This window comes from Leucobacter faecis (assembly GCF_054456635.2).
In genome coordinates, this window is sequence record NZ_JBTJEP020000040.1 from 1 (window position 1) to 1,401 (window position 1,401).

General features: G+C 64.9%; 1 protein-coding gene. It reads right to left on the reverse strand.

Annotation, left to right across the window (positions count from 1 at the left end):
* Positions 1-24: 24 nt before the first annotated feature.
* Positions 25-1,095, reverse strand: a complete 1,071-nt coding sequence (locus tag ACXR2T_RS15755; RefSeq protein ID WP_458840488.1) for an IS110 family RNA-guided transposase — start codon at positions 1,093-1,095, stop codon at positions 25-27.
* Positions 1,096-1,401 lie beyond the last annotated feature (306 nt).

Consider the following 1,401-nt stretch of genomic DNA (forward strand, 5'->3'; position numbering starts at 1 on the left):
TGGATTCTGATTCTTCTATGTTTGTCAACTCGCCAGTCGAGGGGCGGCCGCGGCGTTCAACTGCCGAAACACTTGACGTGCAATATACCGCTTCAAACAGCGACGCACTTCTTTCAATGTCCGCCCCTCACCAAGCCTCCGCTCCACGTACGCGCGCGTAGCCTCGTCACACCGTGCCCGGGTCACCGCGATCAAATGGAGGGCCCGGTTCAGCTGCCGGTCGCCATACCGGTTCAACCGGTGCCGTACCGTGTTCCCCGATGACGCCGGGATCGGGTTCACCCCCGCAAGCGACGCGAACGCGGCCTCGCTCTTTAACCGCCCCAGATGCGACCACGCCTCGTACAACCGCGCCGCGGTGATGTCACCAATCCCAGCCTCGTCCAGCAGCCCCGCTGCCGGGGTGGTCAGCAACAGCTCACGCAGCGTACGCCGGTTCTCGTCGAGCTCCGCGAACAGGACGATTAGGCGGGCGGCCAGGCGGACCGCTTCTGCCCGCGCCGTTTTCACTTCCAATAGTTCGTCCCGGTGACGCCACCGGCTGATCTCACGCACCTGGGCGCGTGTCAGGCCGGTACGGGCGTCGACGCCGAGCTCATGGACGCGCACTAACGCGATGAGGGCGTTCATTTTCTGGGTGTTCTCGTCGGCGATGTCATTGCGCGCGGTCAACAGCACCCGTACCGCGGCGCGTGCACCCGCGTCGGCGCGAGGGCGCCGCAGGTCGGTCAGCGCGATAGGGAGCGCGGCCCGGGCCATCAAGACCGCGTCCAGGGCATCGCTCTTTCCCCGGCCCGCGCGCGTGCGGGGCGGGGTAGCGGGTGCTTCTGCGATCTGTTCCCACCCGGCCTCGGCCGCCAGGCGGGCGAGCTTCGCGCCATAGGTGGCGATGCCCTCGATCACGAGCAGGGTTGAGAGGTCGCCCCCGGTACGGCGTGTGAGCCAGGCGAGGGCGCGTTTCATGCCGGGCAAGGTCGACGGGAACGTTTCGTGGTCGACTTCGACGCCCGCGGAGGTGACGATCGCGTACGTGTGGGTACGGGCATGGGTGTCTACTCCCACCACGAAGGGGTGATTATGCGCCACAATAGACATGCGGTGAGTGCCTTTCTTTCAGGATGGGTCGGCCGCTACGCGGCCGGCGCCAGCCTGGGGAAATCACGCCAAGACACCACTGTGACGGACCACACCAGTAATGGTGGGTGTTCTTCTAATCAAGTCATTGGAGTGGGCAGGTAGGCACCGGCCGCGGTTCTCCTTCCCGGGCGGACATATCAGAATCAAGACACCCCAGAGGGGGTCAGCGACTTATTCGGGTCACACTCGGGAGTGAGAATCAACGGCCAGTGCCTAGCCTGCCAGCCAGTCCCAGACCAGCCAACTTAATACTCACAGCGACTC

What these genes read in the sequence shown, in the direction of transcription:
- ACXR2T_RS15755 (WP_458840488.1), bottom strand. Translation starts at nt 1,095, where the DNA reads ATGTCTATTGTGGCGCATAATCACCCCTTCGTGGTGGGAGTAGACACC.